Annotated in this window: 16 protein-coding genes and 1 tRNA gene; 10 read left to right on the forward strand and 7 right to left on the reverse strand. The window is 59.3% G+C overall.

From position 1 onward, the window contains the following. Positions 1-15 precede the first annotated feature (15 nt). On the reverse strand, positions 16-1221 hold the full coding sequence (gene carA / locus WDZ78_RS09650) for a glutamine-hydrolyzing carbamoyl-phosphate synthase small subunit (RefSeq protein ID WP_425672889.1): 1206 nt from the start codon (positions 1219-1221) through the stop codon (positions 16-18). Positions 1222-1556: 335 nt separating this feature from the next. On the opposite strand from carA, the gene WDZ78_RS09655 reads away from it, so the two are divergent. After that, positions 1557-2009 carry a GatB/YqeY domain-containing protein gene (locus WDZ78_RS09655; RefSeq protein ID WP_004430448.1) on the forward strand — a complete coding sequence of 151 codons (453 nt, stop codon included), beginning with the start codon at positions 1557-1559 and terminating at the stop codon, positions 2007-2009. Positions 2010-2333: 324 nt separating this feature from the next. On the opposite strand, the gene WDZ78_RS09660 is transcribed toward WDZ78_RS09655, so the two are convergent. Then, the gene (locus WDZ78_RS09660; RefSeq protein WP_020011309.1) at positions 2334-2606 is read right to left on the reverse strand and encodes a hypothetical protein; all 273 of its coding nucleotides are present in this window, start codon (positions 2604-2606) and stop codon (positions 2334-2336) included. A 116-nt stretch (positions 2607-2722) separates the two neighbouring features. Between WDZ78_RS09660 and dnaG the strand changes: the two genes are divergently transcribed. From dnaG to WDZ78_RS09675, 3 genes are all read left to right on the forward strand, one after another. Then, on the forward strand, positions 2723-4708 hold the full coding sequence (gene dnaG, locus WDZ78_RS09665) for a DNA primase (RefSeq protein ID WP_425672890.1): 1986 nt from the start codon (positions 2723-2725) through the stop codon (positions 4706-4708). A 394-nt stretch (positions 4709-5102) separates the two neighbouring features. Continuing rightward, entirely contained in the window at positions 5103-7157 is a 2055-nt protein-coding gene (rpoD, locus tag WDZ78_RS09670; protein WP_003494761.1) for an RNA polymerase sigma factor RpoD, read from the forward strand. A gap of 195 nt (positions 7158-7352) precedes the next feature. Then, entirely contained in the window at positions 7353-8273 is a 921-nt protein-coding gene (locus WDZ78_RS09675) for a DUF930 domain-containing protein (RefSeq protein WP_020011307.1), read from the forward strand. A 147-nt stretch (positions 8274-8420) separates the two neighbouring features. Here the strand turns inward: WDZ78_RS09675 and WDZ78_RS09680 are convergent, their stop codons facing one another. Further along, complete coding sequence (locus tag WDZ78_RS09680) at positions 8421-10973, reverse strand: HWE histidine kinase domain-containing protein (protein ID WP_425672891.1); 2553 nt, start codon at positions 10971-10973, stop codon at positions 8421-8423. 253 nt (positions 10974-11226) lie between these two features. Between WDZ78_RS09680 and WDZ78_RS09685 the strand changes: the two genes are divergently transcribed. Both WDZ78_RS09685 and WDZ78_RS09690 read left to right on the forward strand, forming a co-directional pair. Beyond that, positions 11227-11649 carry a secondary thiamine-phosphate synthase enzyme YjbQ gene (locus tag WDZ78_RS09685; protein ID WP_425672892.1) on the forward strand — a complete coding sequence of 141 codons (423 nt, stop codon included), beginning with the start codon at positions 11227-11229 and terminating at the stop codon, positions 11647-11649. Between the two features lie 152 nt (positions 11650-11801). After that, positions 11802-12137: a hypothetical protein gene (locus tag WDZ78_RS09690; protein WP_004430463.1), complete on the forward strand. Its 336-nt coding sequence runs from the start codon at positions 11802-11804 to the stop codon at positions 12135-12137. Positions 12138-12305: 168 nt separating this feature from the next. On the opposite strand, the gene WDZ78_RS09695 is transcribed toward WDZ78_RS09690, so the two are convergent. Next, complete coding sequence (locus WDZ78_RS09695) at positions 12306-13049, reverse strand: SIMPL domain-containing protein (RefSeq protein ID WP_020011304.1); 744 nt, start codon at positions 13047-13049, stop codon at positions 12306-12308. 181 nt (positions 13050-13230) lie between these two features. Between WDZ78_RS09695 and WDZ78_RS09700 the strand changes: the two genes are divergently transcribed. Beyond that, positions 13231-13306, forward strand: a tRNA-Ile gene (locus WDZ78_RS09700). Between the two features lie 157 nt (positions 13307-13463). Here the strand turns inward: WDZ78_RS09700 and WDZ78_RS09705 are convergent. Together WDZ78_RS09705 and WDZ78_RS09710 are read right to left on the reverse strand one after the other, a co-directional pair. Next, positions 13464-13835 carry a hypothetical protein gene (locus tag WDZ78_RS09705; protein WP_004430631.1) on the reverse strand — a complete coding sequence of 124 codons (372 nt, stop codon included), beginning with the start codon at positions 13833-13835 and terminating at the stop codon, positions 13464-13466. Between the two features lie 211 nt (positions 13836-14046). Beyond that, on the reverse strand, positions 14047-14679 hold the full coding sequence (locus tag WDZ78_RS09710) for an outer membrane protein (RefSeq protein ID WP_020009243.1): 633 nt from the start codon (positions 14677-14679) through the stop codon (positions 14047-14049). Positions 14680-15122: 443 nt separating this feature from the next. On the opposite strand from WDZ78_RS09710, the gene WDZ78_RS09715 reads away from it, so the two are divergent. Then, entirely contained in the window at positions 15123-15575 is a 453-nt protein-coding gene (locus WDZ78_RS09715; protein WP_020009244.1) for a hypothetical protein, read from the forward strand. Between the two features lie 210 nt (positions 15576-15785). Then, positions 15786-16346 carry a dual specificity protein phosphatase family protein gene (locus tag WDZ78_RS09720; RefSeq protein WP_425672893.1) on the forward strand — a complete coding sequence of 187 codons (561 nt, stop codon included), beginning with the start codon at positions 15786-15788 and terminating at the stop codon, positions 16344-16346. A gap of 133 nt (positions 16347-16479) precedes the next feature. Here WDZ78_RS09720 and WDZ78_RS09725 read toward each other — a convergent pair whose 3' ends face one another. Next, positions 16480-17739, reverse strand: a complete 1260-nt coding sequence (locus WDZ78_RS09725; protein ID WP_425672894.1) for an AGE family epimerase/isomerase — start codon at positions 17737-17739, stop codon at positions 16480-16482. A 179-nt stretch (positions 17740-17918) separates the two neighbouring features. On the opposite strand from WDZ78_RS09725, the gene metH reads away from it, so the two are divergent. Continuing rightward, a complete protein-coding gene (gene metH / locus WDZ78_RS09730) occupies positions 17919-21692 on the forward strand; it encodes a methionine synthase (protein WP_425672895.1) in 3774 nt (1257 codons plus the stop codon). The last annotated feature ends 34 nt before the right edge of the window (positions 21693-21726 follow it).

Below are 21726 nucleotides of genomic sequence, written 5' to 3' on the forward strand. Positions count from 1 at the left end.
TGATCTCCGGAGGTATCAGCGCTCGGCGAGCGCTGCCTCACCCTTCTTTTCGCGCAGCAGGTTGACGAAGCGGCGGAAGAGATAGTGGCTGTCCTGCGGGCCGGGCGATGCTTCCGGGTGGTGCTGGACGGAGAAGACCGGCTTGCCGACGATGCGCAGGCCGCAATTGGTGCCATCGAACAGCGATGTGTGGGTTTCCTCGACACCATCAGGCAGCGACTTGGCGTCGACCGCAAAACCGTGGTTCATCGAGACGATTTCCACCTTGCCTGTCGTGAAGTCCTTGACCGGATGGTTCGCGCCATGGTGCCCCTGATGCATCTTTTCAGTCTTTGCGCCAACGGCGAGGCCGAGCATCTGGTGGCCGAGGCAGATGCCGAAGATCGGCAGCTCGCTCTTGATGAGGTTCTGGATAGCAGGCACAGCGTATTCGCCCGTCGCGGCCGGGTCTCCTGGGCCGTTGGAGAGGAACACGCCATCCGGCTTCAGCGCCAGGATGTCTTCGGCCGAAGTCTGGGCAGGAACGACGGTGACCTTGCAATCCAGACCGGCAAACAGGCGCAGGATGTTGCGCTTGACGCCGAAATCGACGCAGACGACGTGATACTTGGCATCGGCTTCGCCGAGCGTGCCGTAACCCTTGTTCCAGACCCAGGGGGTTTCAGTCCAGGTGGAGGACTGGCCGGAGGTCGCTTCGATGGCGAGATCGAGACCAACGAGGCCGCTCCACGCCTTGGCTTCCGCCTTCAGCGCTTCGATGTCGAAGACACCGTTCGGGTCATGGGCGATGACAGCGTTCGGCGCGCCGTTTTCGCGAATCCATGCCGTCAGCGCGCGCGTGTCGATGCCGCAAAGGCCGATGACGCCGCGGGCCTTCAGCCAGGCATCCAGATGCTTGGCGGCGCGGAAGTTCGAGGGATCGGTGATGTCGGCCTTGAAGATGACGCCGACAGCGCCGCGGCGGGCGGCAGGCGTCAGGTCTTCGATGTCTTCCTCGTTGGTGCCGACATTGCCGATGTGCGGGAAGGTGAAGGTGACGATCTGGCCGAGATAGGAAGGGTCGGTGAGGATTTCCTCGTAACCCGTCAGCGCCGTGTTGAAGCAGACTTCGGCCTGAACCTTGCCGGTTGCGCCGATACCTGTTCCCTCGATCACTGTGCCATCGGCAAGAACAAGCATTGCGGTCGGTTTGCGGGTAGTCCAGGGCGCTGTCTCGGTCATCTCGTTCCGTTTCTGCCGCTTCGCACCCCGCCTCTTGAAAGGCAGGGGGTAAGGGGCCATTTTTGTCGCAGGCTTCGTGACATAAAGGGGCGCGCGATAAAGCTCGCGTTCCGACCCTTCGTTAAAATCTCGTGCAGGTGCCGGAAAATAACGAAAGCAACCCAAGCGGTCAACCGCAGGGCCGAGATTTACGCGGATTTAAGCTGTCGTAGATTCAAGGGCTTATGCAATTGATTTGCTTGGGCGTGTTTGCTCGTTTATGTCGTTGCGAAAAATAAGGCGGAAAGTTTCCGTATCAGGAAGCTGTGGAACGGGCTTTCCCAAGGAGAAGAAAAATGCTGCGCGACGTGTTCGCTAATACTTTGAAAGATGCGCTGAAGGCTCGTGACGCCCGACGTACATCGACCGTGCGTCTTATCCAGACGGCCATCAAGGATCGCGATATCGCCAATCGCGGCGTGGGCAAGGACCCCGTCAGCGATGAAGATATCATGCAGATCCTGACCAAGATGGTAAAGCAGCGGGAAGAATCCGCCACCATCTACGAAGGCGCCGGCCGTCCCGAGCTTGCCGCTCAGGAGCGCGAGGAAATCGTCATCATCAAGGAGTTCATGCCGGAAGAAATCCCGGCCGAAAAGGTGCGCGAACTCTGCCAGGCCGTCATCACCGAGACCGGCGCTTCCGGCCTGCGCGACATGGGCAAGTGCATGAATGCGCTGAAGGAGCGTTATCCGGGCCAGATCGACTTCGCGAAGGCCTCCGGTGTCGTCAAGGATTTGCTGAAGTAATTTTCGGTGCTCCGAAAAAGTAAAGGCAGGGCAGATGTGAACTGCCCTGCCTTTTTTCTGTCGACGAAACGCATTCCGGCGGATCAGAATGCTCTCAAGCGCAGGCTTTTTTCGGGGGACGTGCCTGCGGGCGTCGGCAGATTATACGGAGGTCAATTGCTGCCTTCGTTGATGTTTTTACATCGCCGCTGCGGCCGGCTCAAATTACAAAAACATAATTTTTGGTGATGCTGCGGTGCCATAAATTCGCCCGAAGCGGGCGCAATCGCGACTTGTTTTCTTCAACCCGCTCGAAGGCGCTGTTGGCCTCTCAGTCGGGACGCTTCAACCCTGCGGCTTCTTTTGCTCATGCACATGGTGGCGCTGGATCGCCTCCATGTGGGTTTGATAATCTTTGCTGGTGGGGAAAACCACTGTGGCCTTTGACCAGTCGATATCGTCGAAGCCCGCCCAGTCCGGATCGTCGCGCGTGGCGCGGTCGATGTCCTCGTCGGTCATGGCATCGACGCGCGCCCAATCGGCCTTGCTTTTCTCGCCGCGAGCCCACTTGGCGCGTATTTCTTCCAGGGAATATCTGACGATATGCTCTTCGCTCATTTTTCGTCTCCTGCGATGTCAATTCCGCCTGTGAATAGTGGGTATTGTTTATCTCTCCATTTTGTATTGCGGCTCTTATGCGCTTATATGAAAGACTGGCCTCGAACAGGTAACCCATGCGCTTTTCCAATTCTTTCCTTGATGAGATACGCGACCGCGTGCACATCTCCGATGTGATCGGCCGACGTGTGTCCTGGGACAAGAAAAAGACAAATACGTCGCGTGGGGATTATTGGGCCTGCTGCCCGTTCCATGGCGAGAAAAGCCCGAGCTTTCACTGCGAGGACCGTAAGGGCCGCTACCATTGCTTTGGCTGTGGTGTTTCGGGCGACCATTTCCGTTTTCTGACGGAGCTTGAGGGCTTAAGTTTCCCGGAGGCCGTGCAGCAGATCGCCGATATGGCCGGCATTTCCATGCCGCAGCCCGATCCGCAGGCGGAAAAGCGCGAGCGCGAGCGGACCTCGCTGCAGGACGTCATGGAAATGGCGACGCTGTTCTTTCAGGACCAGTTGCAGACCGCGCTTGGCGCGCGGGCGCGGGCTTACCTGCGCGATCGCGGGTTGACCGGGCGCATCATCGAGACGTTCCGGCTGGGTTATGCGCCTGATAGCCGTAATGCGCTGAAGGAGCACCTGGCAAGCAAGGGCGTGTCGAAGGAACAGATGGAAGCCTGCGGACTGGTGGTGCATGAAAACGTACCGGTTTCCTATGACCGGTTTCGCGACCGCATCATGTTCCCGATCCTGTCCTCGCGGGAAAAGGTGATCGCTTTCGGCGGTCGCGCGATGGCTTCGGATGCGGTGGCGAAATATCTGAACTCCAACGAGACCGAGCTCTTTCACAAGGGCAATGTCCTCTACAATTTTGCCCGCGCCCGCCGCGCGTCGCAGGCGGCGGGTGGCTCGGTCATCGCCGTCGAAGGTTATATGGATGTCATCGCGCTCTACCAGGCGGGTGTCGAAAATGCCGTTGCGCCGCTTGGCACGGCGTTGACCGAAAGCCAGCTCGATCTCCTCTGGAAGATGTCGCCGCAGCCTGTTCTCTGCTTCGATGGCGATGGCGCCGGCATTCGCGCCGCCAACCGTGCGGCCGATCTCGCCTTGCCGCATATCAAGCCGGATCGGTCGGTCAGCTTTGCGCTGCTGCCCGATGGCAAGGATCCGGACGATCTCGTGCGGCTGGAGGGGCGCGCGCCGTTCGACCGGGTGCTTTCGGAAGCCAAACCGCTTGCCGCGATGATCTGGAGCCGGGAGACCTTGGGCGTCACGTTCGATACGCCTGAAAAACGGGCGCAGCTTGAAAGCCGTCTGCGCCAGATCGTTGCCGTGATTGCCGACGAGACGGTGCGCCGCTTTTACCAGCAGGATATGCGCGACAGGCTGAATGGCTTTTTCCAGCCGCGTTTTCAGTCTGGCGGCTCACAGGGCGGGAATTTCCGCCGCGAAGGCGGTCAGGGCACGGGTCGCGGTTTCCAGCGCAATGCGCCGGGGCGGGGCGGGGCAATGGCCGCACCTGCCAGCAGCATTTCCGACCGGCTGACGCAATCCGGTCTTGTCAGGGGGCATCAGACCAAGCCGTCTCTCAGGGAGAGCGTTCTTGCCATCACCATCGTCAACCATCCCGAGCTGCTGCTGGAGGAATATGACGAGATCGCTGCTATCGATTACGAGAACCGCGATCTGCAGCGGCTGTGGTCGACGGTGTTGACCTACGCGGCCGAGAGTGCGGCGGATATATCGCGGGCAGGGCTGATCGACCGGTTGTCGCAGCAGGGTTTCGAGGCGCTTTTGAAAACCATGGATCAGCAGGTGCGTAATGCCCGCCTGTGGACGGCGACCGAACAGGCGGCGATGGAGGATGCGCGCGAAGGCTATGTGCAGGCTCTTTCACTGCACAAGAGAACCAAATCCCTGCTCTGGCAGAAACGGGAGCTGGAGCGGGAAATCGCCGAGGCGACCGATGATGAGCGTGGCACGCTTCTGGTGCGGGCGATTGCCGAGGTCCAGCTGGAAATCGGCCGAATGGAAAATCAGGAAGCGATCATCGATGGTTTCGGCGTCATGTCCGGCCGGGTGAAGGGGCCGGCCTTCGGCCATGGCTGAGAACGGTCGGCAAGAATAGAAAGACGTGTGGGGTTGCCTTTTGCGGCAGGCGTCCTAAATAGGGGGTAGTTTGGTGATAACCCGCAAAATGCGGCTCTTTTTAAGAATTTCCGTGTCTGTCTCGCCCGCAAAGGCTTGACGGGGCGGGAAATAGCGGGAATCACCATTTCAGGAAAAGTAAGGTGGAATGAGCCTTGGCGGATAGAAATTGCATGAGCAAGCATTTCCGGGTGCACTGTCTTTGCATTCTGCCTGAGGCTGCCGTGGTTAATCGGCAATTAAAGATCACTCCGTTAGGTGTCTGACAGTGATTCGCGGCAAACCGCTGGATGCTCAAGGGGCGGACGGCGATGCGGCGGAACAGGTGTTAGCGTCAGGGAAAGCGACGAGATAGATGGCAACCAAAGTCAAAGAAAACGAAGAAGCAGAAAACGAACGCGACGGTGCGACGGACGGCCCGCTTCTCGACCTTTCGGATGACGCGGTCAAGAAAATGATCAAGGCCGCCAAGAAGCGCGGCTATGTGACGATGGACGAGCTGAATTCCGTCCTGCCGTCCGAAGAGGTGACTTCCGAGCAGATCGAAGACACGATGGCGATGCTGTCCGATATGGGCATCAATGTCATCGAGGACGAGGATGCCGAGGAAGCGACCGCCAGCGACGACGACAGCGATTCCGACGGCGAAGAGTCCGAAGGCGGCGAACTGGCCCCTTCCGGCGGAACCGCGCTTGCGACCGCAAAGAAGAAAGAACCGACCGACCGTACCGATGACCCCGTTCGCATGTATCTGCGCGAAATGGGTTCCGTCGAGCTTCTGTCGCGCGAAGGCGAAATCGCCATCGCCAAGCGCATCGAGGCCGGCCGCGAAACGATGATTTCGGGCCTGTGCGAAAGCCCGCTGACGTTCCAGGCGCTGATCATCTGGCGCGACGAACTCAACGAAGGCACGACGCTGCTGCGCGAGATCATCGATCTCGAAACCACCTATTCCGGCCCGGAAGCCAAGGCTGCGCCGCAGTTCCAGAGCCCGGAAAAGATCGAGGCGGACCGCAAGGCCGCCGAAGAGAAGGAAAAGACCCGCAAGCTGCGTGCGCCGACAGGTGACGAAGACGTGACTGACGTGGGTGGCGATGGCCTTCCGCCGGAAGAGGAAGAAGAGGACGACGACGAGTCCAATCTTTCGCTTGCTGCGATGGAAGCCGAACTGCGCCCGCAGGTCATGGAAACGCTCGACACCATTGCCGATACCTACAAGAAGCTGCGCAAGCTTCAGGATCAGCAGGTTGAGGCGCGCCTTGCCTGCACCGGCACGCTGTCTTCCGGTCAGGAGCGTCGTTACAAGGAACTGAAGGATCAGCTGATCACGGCCGTCAAGTCGCTGTCGCTGAACCAGAACCGTATCGACAGCCTTGTCGAGCAGCTCTACGATATTTCCAAGCGCCTGATGCAGAACGAAGGCCGGCTGCTGCGCCTTGCCGAATCCTACGGCGTCAAGCGCGACAGCTTCCTGGAGCAGTATCACGGTGCGGAACTTGATCCGAACTGGATGAAGTCGATCGCCAATCTGGCCGCCCGCGGCTGGAAGGAATTTGCCCGCGAAGAAAGCAACACGATCCGGGAAATCCGTCAGGAGATCCAGAACCTCTCCACGGAAACCGGCATTTCCATTGCCGAATTCCGCCGCATCGTTTCGATGGTGCAGAAGGGTGAACGCGAAGCGCGTATCGCCAAGAAGGAGATGGTCGAGGCCAACCTGCGTCTCGTGATCTCGATTGCGAAGAAATACACCAACCGTGGTCTTCAGTTCCTCGATCTCATTCAGGAAGGCAATATCGGCCTGATGAAGGCGGTTGATAAGTTCGAATATCGCCGTGGTTACAAGTTCTCGACCTATGCGACCTGGTGGATCAGGCAGGCGATCACCCGTTCGATTGCCGACCAGGCCCGCACGATCCGTATTCCGGTGCACATGATCGAGACGATCAACAAGATCGTTCGTACCTCGCGCCAGATGCTGCACGAGATCGGCCGCGAGCCGACCCCGGAGGAACTGGCCGAGAAGCTGGCCATGCCGCTTGAAAAGGTGCGCAAGGTCCTGAAGATCGCCAAGGAGCCGATCTCGCTCGAAACCCCTGTGGGCGACGAAGAGGATTCGCATCTCGGTGACTTCATCGAGGACAAGAATGCGCTGCTGCCGATCGACGCCGCCATTCAGGCGAACCTGCGCGAAACGACGACCCGCGTATTGGCCTCGCTGACGCCGCGTGAAGAACGTGTTCTGCGCATGCGTTTCGGCATTGGCATGAACACCGACCATACGCTGGAAGAAGTCGGCCAGCAGTTCTCGGTTACCCGCGAACGTATCCGTCAGATCGAAGCGAAGGCGCTGCGCAAGCTGAAGCATCCGAGCCGCTCCAGAAAGCTCCGCAGCTTCCTCGACAGCTAAGCTTTTGCTTCCTTTAAAATTGAACCCGGTCAGTCACCTCTGGCCGGGTTTTTTGTTTCCCGCACTGGCGAACTCTGCGACAAGCCTTATGTGTGAAAACAGGCATTCCGCTTTTATTGGAAATGCTCCGGTTCGATTTGGTTCGATGAGATGCAACAGGTTTCGGCAGGCAGATGGCGTGGGAAAGGATGGGCTGTGCCCGTCTCCGTGCTGCTGCACCTTGCCGTTGTCGCCATTTTCCTTTTCGAACTGCCCGAGCGGATAGCCGAGCCGCAAGAGCCTGAAAGCATCAGCGTCGATCTGGTGCCGCCGCCCGAGGAGAAAAAGGTGGAAGAGGCTCCACCACCGGGTGAAGAGAAGGCGAAAGAGGAAAAGCCGCAACCTCCGCCACCACCGCCCGCGCCTCCGGCCGAAGAAGCGAAACCTTCGCCGCCGCTTCAGGCGACGTTGCCGGCTATCGCCATGCGACCGGAAGAGACGCAAGCGGACCCCGAAGACAAGCCGGGCAAGACCGAGGAAGCGGAAAGGAGCGAGCCCTCCGAGGAGCCTGCAAGCCAGCCTGAGAAAACGGCTGAGGAAAAGCCCGCGCCTCCTGCCGCCAACAGCGACCTTCAGGCTTCCGCCGAGCAGGGCGAGATTGCGGTTTCGCCGTTGAAGGAGGAGGCCCCGCCGGAGCAGCCGCCTGTGCCGCAGGCAAAACCGCTTGAGGAAAAGCCTGCTGAGGCGGAGGAAAAGAAGCCCGCGAAACTTCCGGCGGCCAAAAACCTTCTATCTTCGTCCATGCTGTCACCGGCCCAGAGACGCCAGATGTTCGGCGATCTGCCGCCGCGCCGCCGCATCGTTCAGCTTTGCAGCACCGAAGCTCTGGCGCAGATTCAAGGGGCGGGTTTTGTCGCCCGAGGCATGATCCCCTATTCGGACACGGGCGGCAGGATTTCCGGAAATTCGATCGATGCTTCCGGCGGCGCGTTCAACACGGGCAATGGCTGGCACGATGTGTCGTTCCAGTGCGAAGTCGATCTGGAAAACTACACCGTGACGGAATTCCGGTTTAAAATCGGCAATGAAGTCAGCCCGGAAGATGCGAAAAAGCGGGGCTTTACGAGATTCCAGTGAGGGCGGGTTTTCTCGATTTTTGAGGATCGGCGGTCGGTTTCACGACCTCCCTCTCGTCATCCTTTGGCTTGTTCCAAGGCTTTAAGCACGTCGAGACAATCAAGAGGTTGCGGTTCCTCAGGCAAGCCCGAGGATAACGCCGCGTTTCTATACCCGCTCCGTATCGCCCACCAGTAACCCAATGCCCGCCATCAGCGCATCCTCGTCATAGGGCTTGCGGATAACAGGCACATTGCCGAATTCATCCGGCACCATGCTGCCATCCGCATAACCGGTGGCGAAAAGGAATGGAATGCCACGGCGGTGAAGTTCCCGGGCAATGGGGATTGAGGTATCGGAGCCGAGATTGATGTCGAGAATGGCCACGTCAGGCACGTAGCTCTTCAGTTTTTCAAGTGCCATTGCCGACGAGGTCGCCGTTTCGATGGTCTTGATGCCGTTATCCTCCAGCATGTTCTCGACATCCATCGCGATCAGCATCTGATCTTCAACGAGTAATACTTTCAACGGCTCCTCCCGGTTATAGCGTCGGGGCTGTGGTGCGGTTTCATCCTCGGTTTGCGCGCTGGATGCGACCGTCGCCGATGAGACGTGACGGGCGGGCAGGAAAATTTCCGCCTCCAGTCCATCAGGCAAATAACGCATCGTGCTGCGCCCGCCGAGATCGTAGGGGATGCTGCGGCTGATGAGCGCCGTGCCGAAACCGGCGCGCGACGGGGCAGGCAGTTTGGTGGGCAGGATTTCGCGCCACCCAATCTCGCAATCGCGGTTTTCGCTGATCTGCCAGCGCACATGCAATTGCCCGCCATTTTGCGAAAGCGCGCCATATTTGGCGGCATTCGTCGCCAGTTCATGCAGAACCAGCGCCATCACGGAGAAGGCGCGTGAATCGAGGGTGACCTGAGGACCCTCAAGTTTCACCGTCGTTTCCGGCGAACGATGGGGCGACAATTCGGCGTCCAGCAGATCGCGCAGCGAGCCGCCGCCTTCACCACGGATGATCTGGTCATGGGCAAAGGACAATGCCTGAATGCGGCCCTTCAGCGCGGTGACATATTCCTGCAGGGTCTTGCCCTCCTGCGAGGGATTGCCGACCAGCGATTTGATGATGGCGAGAACATTCTTGACGCGGTGGTTGAGTTCCTCGTTCAACATGCGCTGGCGCACTTCGGCGCGTTCCCTTTCGCCCGCCATCAGCTCGCTGTGATGGAATGCGACCTCGACCAGCGCAATTCTGGCGGCCTCGGCGATTTCACGATCGGCTTCCGACCAGGGTTGCGCCTGCAGACGCACCGTCTCTTTCCAGATAGCAAAGCTTTTCCGTGGAGTGAGACGATCCCCCATCGGGCCGGTTTCATAGGATTTTTCCGGATTGCCGGCCCAGTTCAGGTTCTGCACGATCTCCTTGCGGAAAAACAGGAGATAGTCGTTCTTCACCTGCGAGAGCGGTATGGCGAGCATTCCGGCCGCTGTGTCGGCGTAGATTTCCGCTTCCGGTATGGCCTGCGACAGGGCATGGGTCGCCCAGACCTTGCTTTCGGACGCCGAGGCGACAAAACGAACCAGCCTTGGAATGGCGTCGTGCGGCGGCGTTGCGCCATGGCAATGCCAGTTGTTTCCCACCCACAGGCCAACGCCGTCACACGGCATCAGATCGGCAAAATCCTGGAAACTGTCGATCAGCAGTTCTTCAATATTGGCGTGATGCGCGGCAAGCCGCAGGAAACGGTCGAGCGCGGCATGGGCGTGGTTGACGGTATCGAGCCGGCGCTTCTGTTTCAGAACCTGCAGATGCATGGAGAAAAATTCCCCGAACATTTCTGCGGCGATCCGGACAGGCATGGTCAGCACGCGCGGGGAATAGTGATGGCAGGCGATGAGGCCCCACAGGGCCCCGTCGACAATCACCGAAATGGACATGGAAGCGCCGACCCCCATGTTGCGAAGATATTCGCAATGGATGGGCGAGACGCTGCGCAGATGCGCGAAAGACAGATCGAGCGGCTCGCCGGAGGCATCGAGAGCCGGCAGGACCGGTACGCGGTCGCCGCTGGCATCGGAGATGATCCGCAGCGTGTTCTTGAGATAAAGCGCACGGGCCTGCTGGGGGATGTCGCTGGCGGGGAAATATTGCCCGAGAAAGCTTTCCAGCTCCGGCTGCTTTGCCTCCGATACGACCTTGCCCGCGCCATCCTCCTCGAAACGATAGATCATCACCCGGTCGTAACCGAGCGTCGCCTTTACCAGCCGCGTCGTTCTGGAGATCAGGCTTTCGACGGTGTCCGCCTCGCGGATGCGGTCCACCATCTTGCGCGCCGTGCCGAGCGGCTGCGTTTCGCTGCCGGAGGGCTCGAATTCGATGATCGTGGTGGACTTGTAGCGATGGAGCGAAATATCGAAACTGCGGCCGTCGCTCATTTCCATGGCCGGCAGCATGGCGGGACGCGTTGTTCTGCCGGTGACGGTCAGCGCATTGCGGAGATCGTGCACGAGTTTTTTGCCGAGCACGTCCTCGGCGGTTTGGCCATTGATATCGCCGTCAATGCCCAGCAGCTCGCGGCAGTTTTCGGAATGCCGCAACACCATGCGCATGGCGTTATCGCAGGCGATGAGACAGCCATGCGGTTGAATATAGCCTGGGATATGGATGGGTTCGCGGTCGCAATTGGTCAGATCGACTTGATAGTCACTGGATGCCATGAATCAGTCTTTCGCACCCTGTGTCTGTTTGTGGCGAAGATAATCTGGTTGTCGCGAGATGGGAAAGCCTGAATAGTCCATTCTGATAGTGCCAACCCTTCCCCGAATTTTGCAACTGTGACGCCGGTTTTCCGTTGTGCTTTTATGAGCCGCCGTCATGCGATTGTCGTATCCGCGATGTCATCGGATACAATTTGACATGTTGCAACGTTGGCAGCGTGGATTTTGTTCCAAATTATTTGAAGGAAAAATTGTGCCGCAGAAGAAAATGACCATCCCCACCCACGGACAGGGGCTTTACGAGTTCACATCCGAGGCCAGGGCATTCGTCAATCATGCCGGGGTGGAGGAAGGCCTGCTGACAATCTTCGTTAGGCATACATCCTGCTCTCTGCTTATTCAGGAAAATGCCGATCCCGATGTGCGGCGTGATCTCACGGTGTTTTTCTCCCGGCTCGCGCCGCCTTCCGATGATCCTTCCATGCGATGGATCATCCACACGCTGGAAGGCCCCGACGATATGCCCGCCCATATCAAATCGGCGCTGACCACGGTTTCCATCGGTGTGCCGATCAGCGACGGCAGGCTTGTGCTCGGCACCTGGCAGGGCCTTTATCTTTTCGAACATCGCGACCAGCCGCATCGGCGGGAAATCGTGCTGCATATCTCGCCGTGATGTCTGGATCCGGATTGATGTATTGCGCGTTAACCTCTCTGAACGCCTGCTGAACATTCGGTTCTGCTGATATTCAGATGGGCGAGTCTAGGGTCTCGTCAATCGCCGGGGGATGTTCCCCTGTCGGCAAAGAAACAAACGGAGTGAAGTTCATGTTCAGCACCTTTGCAAAAGCCGGCCTGGCTACCCTCATCGCCCTCGGTGGAATTTCCTTTACGGCGCCAGCGGCGTCCGCAGGCTCGGATGTCCAGTTCAGAGTTCAGGTTCAGGACGGCTATGGTCATCGTCCCGGCTGGGGCCGTCCGGACCGCCCACGCCGTGGCTGCTCCGTTTCGCTTGCGGAAGAAAAGGCAAGCCGCATGGGTCTTCGCCGCGCCCGCGTCGTTGATGTATCGCCGCGCCGTGTCGTGGTGGCAGGCTTTGACCGTCGCGGCCGTGATCGCATCGTTTTCGCCAATGAGCGCGGTTGCCCGGTGATCCGGCGCTAACAGCGTCTAGCATTATCGATCTGCTGATATCCCCGTCCGGCGGAACGATTAAAAAATGCCCCTCGCTTGTCCAAAAAGGCAGGCGAGGGGCATTTCGTTTTGCATCATGTCAATGGCTGAATTCAGGATGGGGGAAGAGCGGCGCAGGAGTGCCGCTCGCCGCCGATCTTACTGCTCGAGAGCGAAGGTGACGTTGACCACCACATTGTAGCTGTTCTCACCCGAAGCGATCGGCACGCTGTCGGCTTCCTTCATCATCGAAGCACGCATCATGCCCGCCGGTACCGGCATCGGGCGCTGCGAGTTTTCGCTGATCTGGATGACACGGCCAAGCTTCACGCCCGCCGCTTCCGTCAGCGTCTTCGCCTTGGCCAGCGCATCGGCGACAGCCTGCTTGCGGGCCTCGGTCACCGTCGCTTCGGGCTTGTCATTGGTGAAGGTGATGTCGCCGCCCTGGTTGATGCCGAGCTTGACGGAGGTATCGAGGATCGTGCCGAGCTTCTTCAGGTCGCGCACCCGCACGGTCAGGCCGTTGGATACCTGGTAACCGGTGATCTCGGGCGCAACATAGACGCCATCCTTGGGTTCATAGTGCTTGTAGAGCGGCTGCACGGAAAAATTGCTGGTCTGCAGGTCACGATCTTCGATGGCGGCCTCTTTCAGCGCTTTCAGAACATCGGCGAGCGCCTTGGAGTTCTCCGTAAGAGCCGCAGCCGCGGTCTCCGCCTGCTTGACGACGCTGAAGGACAGGATCGCCATATCAGGGGCAATGGCCGCCTGGCCTTCACCGGAAACACTGATGGTGGCTTCACGCGGGGAAGCCTCCTGCGCAGACACCTGGGCGGCAAGCGGCGTCATGGCAGCTGCGGTCATTGCGGTGAGTGCGAAAAGGCGGGCCGTTTTTGTCTTCATGGTGTTTCCTCGTTGATTGAGTCCCTTTGAAGGGTATTGCCTTAGATTGTGTAGCTAATACGGCGGCGCTGCTTTGGGAAAGCATCATTGGCTTGTCGGGTTCAAAAAATTACGTTAGAGCGTGACCCACCGGATTCGAACCATTGCGAAGCCGGTGTTTCGGACTGCTTTTTTCCGAAAGGGGCCTGTAGCTCAATGGTTAGAGCCGGCGGCTCATAACCGCTTGGTTGGGGGTTCGAGTCCCTCCGGGCCCACCATTTTCCTCATATTCTAGACAAAATAGCGAGATTCCAGGCAGCGGATCCCTATTTTATCGATCATCGCCCTCTTCTGGATTTTTTGTTCCCTCCAACAAAAATCCGACCAGCCGGTTAGGCTGATCGGATCATCCAGATTGAGTTCTCGGCTATCGGGTCAGTTACAAACCCGCATACTCTCCGTATGCCAGCCGCCGTCATAAGAATTGGGAACGCGGCGGTCTTCGAACCAGCAGCGCGGCGGGGGCGGCGGCGGTGGTTCGTAGTAGCGGGGGCCGCCGTTGCCGTTGGCGATGGCGCCGCCGATCAGGCCGCCGATGACGCCTGCGGCGAGACCGCCGGCAATCGCTGCGCCATCATTGTGGCGGCGATGTTCGCGGTAGGGCGGCGGGGGTGGGCCGCCACGGTCATAACCCCGGTCGTAGCGCGGGCGATAGGGATAGTCCTGGGCGGCGGCGGTGCCATAGGATGCAAAAATGCTGCCGGTGGCGACCAACGCGGCAATAGTGGAAAGAATTATCTTTTTCATCGGGGCTACTCCATAAGCCTGCTTCGGGAGATAGAGGCTCATTATGCCCGGATGATGGCACGGGACGGGTGAACGGCCTGTGAATATTTCATTTTCAAGCGGTTCATATTTTCCTGATTTCAGACTGCGGGGATCGCGGAAGATGGACGCTTTCAGCAATAAAAAAGCCCGGCGGAAGGCCGGGCTTCTTGTCGAAATCCTTCTGTCGCGATCAGAACTTCACACCGAGACCCACTTTAACAGTGTGCTGGTCGAAATCGGTGTTGATACCGAAGATGTCCTTGTCGCTATAGTCGTTGTATCGATATTCCAGCCTGCCGAACACGTTGTCGGTGAAGGCATAGTCCAGACCCGCGCCGACGGTATAGCCGTTGAACGTGGTGCTGTCCTTGCCGGCTCCGGGCGTTTCGATGAAGCCGCGTGTCGCGGTCCAGCCAGCGGTGGCATAGAGCAGGGCGTGGTCGAAGGCATAACCGACGCGGCCGCGAACGGAACCCTGCCAGTCGGTGCCGATCTGCACGCCGGCATAGTCATTGTCGTTCCAGTTATAATCGACATCGCCTTCGATGCCGAGCACCAGATTATTGTCGAACTGGTAGTTGTAACCAACGAAGGCGCCGAGAATGCCGCCATCGAAATTATCCGAGGCGACCGGGCCGCCAGCCGAAAAATCGCCATTTGCCCAGCCCGCGCCGCCTTGAATACCAAGATAGGGGCCAGACCAGGTGAAGACCGGCAGGGTTTCCTGCGCGACCGGAGGTGCAGGCGTTTCGTAGACGGCATCCGCGGCCATTGCGGTGCTGGCCGACAGGGCCAGGAGTGACGTTACGATCAGCGTTTTCATCGTTTTTCTCCCTGAGCTGACTGACATCCATAGCATAGATTAGCTGCTTTTAATATGGGGCCGGGTTCGGCGGTTCCAAGAGGCGCTCGTGTCCTCCAGGCGTTGCCGCCGTCTTGCCCCTGTTCGCGGCGTTTTATCGCCCCGCCATGCTGTTCTGATGCTGCGAACGCCTTCCGCCGCGTTTGGTTCCCTTTGGTGTTTCGTCAAAGGTCCGGCACTTTGGTGGTTGGATGTCACGCTTGGTTGTCTTGACAGCGGGAGATGCGACCATAGAGTTGTGGCTGACTGCGGCGGGTCCGGTGCTTTGCGCTGCGCCAGAAGCGGCTTAAGCTGCGGCTGAAAGTCCACCGCTGTGACCTCGCGTTGAGGGGGATCGTTGCGGGGGGAAAGGGCATGGGAGGATGAGTTCAGATGAGGCTTTATTTTAGCGGAGGAGGGACGACGTGATTGTCGGAGCCGTTCTCAGCGCCATTCTTCTCCTCACCCTCATTGCGTTTCCGCGGCATCTCAAATCTGTCGTCATCTGCCTGTTGCTGATCTGGGCGACCACCGCCGCTTTTGTGATTTATGACTGGCGGCGCGGCAGCCAGCGGCTCGACCATATCGTCGCGACCGCCGGCTTCGATGCGGCCTGCCCGGATGCGGCATTGCCGATCCGCGTCAGCTTCCGCAACGACAATAATGTCGCGGTGCAGCGGCTGACCTATACGCTCGAAGGGTTCGAACCGGCCTTCCGCGCCTCCGTCGCCTTCGATCCCTATCAGGTGAGCGAAAGACGGATCGAGGCCGGGGAGACGTTCGCGGCCTGCCGTTCCTTCCGGCTGCGCAACAATGAAAGGGTGGAGCCGCAGCGTCTGGAATGGCGCGTTACCGTCATTTCCGCAGAATTCGACTGAACGGTTCGACGGCTTCCGGCGATCACGGCATTTTGAGAATTTTCGCTCCGCTGAGCGGCCGCCGTAAAACCCTTGCATCACAGTTGCTTCGGGCGGAAAGGTCAACTTCTATCGTCCGCACCGGAGCGGGTCAGGACGGTCGCTGACTTGTTTTCGTCCATTTGCGATGCCACTTCCCCCTTCATTCGATTGATGTCGCGGGTTGATGTTTTGCGTATTGTTCTGAAGTTTCTGAAAATAACGGCCATTGGCCTTGTCGCCCTGCCGGTTCTGGCGGGTGCGCATATGGGCATCGGCCAGCTGACCGGAAACTTCCATGAAGTCATTCCCGGTGAACTCTATCGTTCGGCCCAGCCGAGCGGCAAGGACATCGCGGCCTATGCCAAGGCCTATGGCATCAAGACGATCATCAACCTGCGTGATGAAAAGCGTGAAGGCTGGTATGACGCCGAAAGCCGCGCGGCGAAAAACAATGGCATCCGGCTTGTCGATTACCCGCTGAGTTCAAGCGAAAAGGTCTCGGTGGAGGATTCGGAAACGCTGGCCGCCGTGCTGCGCAATGCGGAAAAGCCTGTTCTCATCCATTGTGAACATGGCGCCAACCGCACCGGCCTTGCCTCAGCCATCTATGTGGCTGCTGTGGCTGGCAAGAGCGAGGCGGCAGCCGAGTTTCAGCTTTCGCCCTATTACGGGCATGTGCCGATCCCCGGAATCGGGCGCTATGAAATGTACCAGTCCTGGGATGATTTCGAGGAAACCATCGGGTTTTGAGGGTTGCTTTATGCGCGACGTCATCCTCGGCCCTGTGCCGAGGATCTAACCACTTTGCGTCCAATACATAGGCCGCAGATGCTCGGGACAAGCCCGAGCATGACGGCAGAGGGGCTATTGGCCGCAGCGCGCCTTAATAATCCCCGCCGCTTTCCTTGATCACCTTCGTCAGGCTGCCCGTCGCCGGGAAAAGCGGGATGAGGCAGGCCTGGAGCGCGTGGTAGATATCGCCCTTGCCTGGGAATAGCGTGTGGGCGGGAACCAGATCTTCCGTCAGTTCCTCATGCCAGCCGCCATTGGCATGGTCGATGAAGTTGTTGGCGATGGTGCTCCAGATGCGGCGGTAGCTGTCTTCGTAGAAGCCATCCGCCGGCAGGTTCTCGTTGAGGAAATGGGCCGCACCCGCCGCCTCGGACATGGGCCACCAGAGCTTTGCCCGCTTTCCGGGATTATCATTCCAGTCCAGCGTATAAAAGAAGCCGCCCTTTTCCCGGTCCCAGCCCAGCGCCATGGACTGCACGAAGAGGGATTTGGCCGCGACCGGCATCCAGTCGTGGCGGCGTTCGCCCAGCACCCACAATTGCAGGATGAGACGCGCCCATTCCAGCCAGTGGCCGGGAGTGGAGCCCGAGGGGCGGAACATCTCGTTGCCGCGATACTCCTTGTCCAGCGTCCAGTTGTCGTCGAAATGCTCGGGCACGCGGAAATCCAGCTCGCCGGCGCGGCGACGGATGACGAGATCGGCGATGCGTTCGGCCTTGCTGAGGTAGTTATTGTCGCCGGTCACCTCATAGGCGGCCATCAGCGCTTCGGTCAGGTGCATATTGGAATTCTGGCCGCGATAATTGTCGATGGGCGACCAGTCGCGATTGAATTCTTCGGCGATCGCGCCGTGCTTTTCTTCCCAGAAGCGGGTTTCCAGCACTTCGGTAATATCCGCCAGCATCCGATCGGCCAGCGGGTGGCCAACGGTCTTGGCGGAAGAGGCGGCCAGAAGCACGAAGGCATGGCCATAACCCTGCTTGGTGGCGTCCACCGGGCCGGCATCGTTCACCTGCCAGAAATAACCGCCATGATCGCCATCGCGGTGTTTGTTCCAGAGATAGGTCATGCCGTGATCGACGATATCGCCGCAGCCCGGGCGGCCGAGCAGGTGGCCGATGGAGAAGCAATGCACCATGCGCGCAGAGGCGTGGATGCCGCGCACGGGATCATTTGCCTGCAGCGGCGCGCCCTTGGCGTCGAGATCGAAGAAACCGCCGGCAGGATTGAGGGCGCGATACTGGAAGAAGTCGAAAAGTCCCTCGGCCTGTTTCACCAGCCACTGGCGGTGCCAGGGCAGGGTATTCCAGTTGCGGCTGTTGTGATCGTCTTCGGGCATCTCGTCCTCCATGCGGTTTGCTGCTTCGGCTTATATCCTTGCCGTATAAACCTGTCATCTGTCAGCGATATTTCGTAACGTGACGCAACGACGCAAAGCCATGCCTGTCCCTTGAAGATATATTGACATAAACATATCTTTATGTGACTTGACGACTTGCGATCTTGCAAATCGAAATGAGGAGTGTGCCCGTGTTTGACGATCTGTTTGGCCCTGAAGGGGCAAAGCGCGACGGCGCGGAAATTTTCAAGGCGTTGCGCGAAGCTGCCAGCGAACGCATCCTTATTCTCGACGGCGCCATGGGCACGCAGATCCAGGGTCTGGGTTTTGACGAAGACCATTTTCGCGGCGATCGCTTTATCGGCTGCGCCTGTCACCAGAAGGGCAATAACGACCTTCTGATCCTGACCCAGCCCGACGCCATCGAAGAAATTCACTACCGCTACGCCATGGCGGGTGCGGATATTCTCGAAACCAACACGTTTTCGTCCACACGCATCGCGCAGGCCGATTACGAGATGGAAAATGCGGTCTACGATCTCAACCGCGAAGGGGCGCAGATTGTTCGCCGCGCCGCCCAGCGCGCCGAGCGGGAAGACGGCCGCCGCCGTTTCGTGGCCGGCGCCATCGGCCCGACCAACCGCACGGCCTCGATTTCGCCTGACGTGAACAATCCCGGCTACCGCGCCGTCACCTTCGACGATCTGCGCATCGCCTATGGCGAGCAGATCGACGGCCTGATCGACGGCGGCGCCGATATCATCCTGATCGAGACGATTTTCGATACGCTGAACGCCAAGGCGGCGATATTCGCCTGCGAGGAGCGTTTCGAGGCCAAGGGCATCCGCCTGCCGGTCATGATCTCAGGCACGATTACCGATCTTTCCGGCCGCACGCTTTCCGGTCAGACGCCTTCGGCCTTCTGGAATTCGGTGCGCCACGCCAACCCTTTCACCATCGGCCTGAACTGCGCGCTCGGTGCGGATGCGATGCGTCCGCATCTGCAGGAACTGTCCGACGTCGCCGATACTTTCATCTGTGCTTACCCGAATGCCGGCCTGCCGAACGAATTCGGTCAGTATGACGAAACGCCTGAGATGATGGCGCGACAGGTGGAAGGCTTCGTGCGCGACGGTCTCGTCAACATCGTCGGCGGTTGCTGCGGTTCGACGCCCGAGCATATCCGGGCGATTGCCGATGCGGTCAAGGATTACAAGCCGCGCCCGATTCCCGAGCACAAGCCCTTCATGTCGCTTTCCGGCCTTGAGCCCTTCGTGCTGACCAAGGACATTCCCTTCGTCAATGTCGGTGAACGCACCAACGTCACCGGCTCGGCCAAGTTCCGCAAGCTCGTCACCGCTGGCGACTATACGGCGGCTCTCGCCGTTGCCCGTGACCAGGTGGAAAACGGCGCGCAGATCATCGACATCAACATGGATGAAGGCCTGATCGATTCCGAAAAGGCGATGGTGGAGTTTTTGAACCTCATCGCCGCCGAGCCTGACATCGCCCGCGTGCCTGTCATGATCGACTCGTCGAAGTTCGAGATCATCGAAGCAGGCCTGAAATGCGTTCAGGGCAAACCCATCGTCAACTCGATTTCGCTGAAGGAAGGCGAGGAGAAGTTTCTCCAGCAGGCGCGGCTCGTTCACAATTACGGTGCGGCGGTCGTCGTCATGGCCTTTGACGAGGTTGGGCAGGCCGACACCTATCAGCGCAAGGTGGAAATCTGCTCGCGCGCCTACAAGCTGCTGACCGAAAAGGCCGGCCTGTCACCGGAAGACATCATCTTCGATCCGAACGTTTTCGCGGTGGCGACGGGTATCGAAGAGCACAATAATTACGGCGTTGATTTCATCGAGGCCACCAAGACCATCCGCGAAACCATGCCGCTCACGCATATTTCCGGCGGTGTTTCCAACCTGTCCTTCTCCTTCCGCGGCAACGAGCCGGTGCGTGAGGCGATGCATGCGGTGTTCCTCTACCACGCCATTCAGGTCGGCATGGATATGGGCATCGTCAATGCCGGGCAGCTTGCGGTTTACGACAATATCGATGCGGAACTGCGCGAGGCCTGCGAGGACGTGGTGCTGAACCGTCGCGACGACGCGACGGAGCGTCTGCTCGAAGTGGCGGAGCGTTTCCGCGGCACAGGCGCCAAGGACACCAAGGTGCAGGACCTCTCCTGGCGCGAACTTCCCGTCGAGAAGCGTCTGGAACATGCGCTGGTCAACGGCATCACCGATTTCATCGAGGCCGATACGGAAGAGGCGCGCCAGAAGGCGGAGCGCCCGCTGCACGTCATCGAAGGGCCGCTGATGGCCGGCATGAACGTGGTCGGCGACCTGTTCGGCTCGGGCAAGATGTTCCTGCCGCAGGTGGTGAAATCCGCCCGCGTGATGAAGCAGGCCGTGGCCGTGCTGCTTCCTTACATGGAAGAGGAAAAACGCCTCAATGGCGGGTCTGAGCGCAGTGCTGCCGGCAAGGTGCTGATGGCGACCGTGAAGGGCGACGTGCATGATATCGGCAAGAACATCGTCGGTGTCGTTCTCGCCTGCAACAATTACGAGATCATCGATCTCGGCGTGATGGTGCCGACAACGAAAATCCTCGAAACGGCCATTGCCGAAAAGGTTGACGTGATCGGCCTTTCCGGCCTCATCACGCCATCGCTGGACGAGATGGTGCATGTGGCGGCCGAAATGGAGCGGCAGGGCTTCGACATTCCGCTGCTGATCGGCGGCGCAACGACGAGCCGCGTGCATACGGCCGTGAAAATCCATCCGCGTTACGAGCAGGGTCAGGCGATCTACGTCACCGATGCTTCGCGCGCGGTCGGCGTCGTGTCGGCGCTTCTCTCCGCCGAACAGAAGCCCGCTTATATCGATGGCATTCGCAGCGAATATGCCAAGGTGGCGGAGGCCCATGCTCGCAACGAGCGCGAAAAGCTGCGCCTGCCGCTTTCCCGTGCCCGGGAGAATGCGCACAAGATCGACTGGTCGAGCTACAGCGTCGTCAAGCCGCAGTTCTTCGGCACCAAGGTGTTCGAAACCTACGATCTTGAGGAGCTTTCCCGCTACATCGACTGGACGCCGTTCTTCCAGACCTGGGAGTTGAAGGGCCGTTTCCCGGCGATCCTCGAGGATGAAAAGCAGGGTGAGGCGGCGCGGCAGCTTTATAGCGATGCGCAGGCCATGCTGAAGAAGATCATCGAGGAGAACTGGTTCCGGCCACGCGCGGTAATCGGGTTCTGGCCGGCCAATGCGGTGGGCGACGATATCAGGCTGTTCACGGATGAGAGCCGCAGGCAAGAGCTTGCGACTTTCTTCACGCTGCGCCAGCAGCTTTCCAAGCGCGACGGTCGTCCCAATGTGGCGCTGTCCGATTTCGTGGCGCCTGTCGATAGCGGTGTTGCCGATTACGTCGGTGGTTTCGTGGTGACGGCAGGTATCGAGGAAGTGGCGATTGCCGAGCGTTTCGAGCGGGCGAATGACGATTATTCGTCCATCCTCGTCAAGGCGCTGGCCGACCGCTTTGCGGAAGCCTTTGCCGAGCGTATGCACGAGCGCGTGCGCAAGGAATTCTGGGGTTATGCGCCGGACGAAGCGCTTGCCGGCGACGAGCTGATCGGCGAGGCCTATGCCGGTATCCGCCCTGCGCCCGGCTATCCGGCCCAGCCCGATCACACCGAAAAGAAGACGCTTTTCTCCCTGCTCGACGCCACCAATGCGGCGGGCGTGGAACTAACGGAGAGCTATGCCATGTGGCCCGGCTCTTCCGTCTCCGGCCTCTATATCGGCCATCCCGAAAGCTATTATTTCGGCGTCGCCAAGGTGGAGCGCGATCAGGTTCTCGATTATGCGCGCCGCAAGGATATGCCGGTGGAAGAGGTGGAGCGCTGGCTTGGGCCTGTTCTCAACTACGTGCCGACGAATGGTGCTGAGGAAATCGATAGCGCTGCGTGAGGTTTCAGGCGGTACAGGTCAAACAAAAAGCGCG

Origin of the sequence: Agrobacterium sp. M50-1 (assembly GCF_049843495.1) — a bacterium.
GTDB classification, from domain to species: domain Bacteria; phylum Pseudomonadota; class Alphaproteobacteria; order Rhizobiales; family Rhizobiaceae; genus Agrobacterium; species Agrobacterium radiobacter.

Bases quoted from the DNA above. Each gene is read 5' to 3' on its own strand.
- WDZ78_RS09680 (WP_425672891.1), bottom strand. From the start codon at position 10,973: ATGGCATCCAGTGACTATCAAGTCGATCTGACCAATTGCGACCGCGAA.
- WDZ78_RS09690 (WP_004430463.1), top strand. From the start codon at position 11,802: ATGTTCAGCACCTTTGCAAAAGCCGGCCTGGCTACCCTCATCGCCCTC.
- WDZ78_RS09695 (WP_020011304.1), bottom strand. From the start codon at position 13,049: ATGAAGACAAAAACGGCCCGCCTTTTCGCACTCACCGCAATGACCGCA.
- dnaG (WP_425672890.1), top strand. From the start codon at position 2,723: ATGCGCTTTTCCAATTCTTTCCTTGATGAGATACGCGACCGCGTGCAC.
- WDZ78_RS09655 (WP_004430448.1), top strand. From the start codon at position 1,557: ATGCTGCGCGACGTGTTCGCTAATACTTTGAAAGATGCGCTGAAGGCT.
- carA (WP_425672889.1), bottom strand. From the start codon at position 1,221: ATGACCGAGACAGCGCCCTGGACTACCCGCAAACCGACCGCAATGCTT.
- WDZ78_RS09710 (WP_020009243.1), bottom strand. From the start codon at position 14,679: ATGAAAACGCTGATCGTAACGTCACTCCTGGCCCTGTCGGCCAGCACC.
- rpoD (WP_003494761.1), top strand. From the start codon at position 5,103: ATGGCAACCAAAGTCAAAGAAAACGAAGAAGCAGAAAACGAACGCGAC.
- WDZ78_RS09705 (WP_004430631.1), bottom strand. From the start codon at position 13,835: ATGAAAAAGATAATTCTTTCCACTATTGCCGCGTTGGTCGCCACCGGC.
- WDZ78_RS09660 (WP_020011309.1), bottom strand. From the start codon at position 2,606: ATGAGCGAAGAGCATATCGTCAGATATTCCCTGGAAGAAATACGCGCC.
- WDZ78_RS09725 (WP_425672894.1), bottom strand. From the start codon at position 17,739: ATGGAGGACGAGATGCCCGAAGACGATCACAACAGCCGCAACTGGAAT.